The following is a 240-nucleotide window of genomic DNA, read 5'->3' as shown; positions in this document are numbered from 1 at the left end:
GCGCAAGCTCGCCTACAAGGAAGCGCGTGAGCTGGAACAGCTGCCGAAGACGATCGAAAAGCTGGAAGGCGATGTCGAAGGGCTTACCTCGGCAATGAACGATCCGTCGTTCTACACGCGCAGCAGCGCCGAAGTGACCGCGCACACCCAGCAGCTGGCCAAGGTGCAGGCTGAACTGGATGCCGCGTACGCACGCTGGGAAGAGCTGGAAGGCTGAGCGCCGGTCGGATTCAGTAGATC

General features: G+C 61.7%; 1 pseudogene. It reads left to right on the top strand.

Annotated features, from left to right (window positions below):
• Window positions 1-217: pseudogene (locus FQ668_RS28150) on the top strand (ABC transporter ATP-binding protein); the annotation flags it as partial.
• Window positions 218-240: the final 23 nt, after the last annotated feature.

Source organism: Pseudomonas sp. Kh14 (genome assembly GCF_900291005.1).
Taxonomy (GTDB): Bacteria; Pseudomonadota; Gammaproteobacteria; order Pseudomonadales; family Pseudomonadaceae; genus Aquipseudomonas; species Aquipseudomonas alloputida.
The sequence above is the reverse complement of the archived record's forward strand: the minus strand, read 5'-3'. Positions and strand labels throughout refer to the sequence as shown.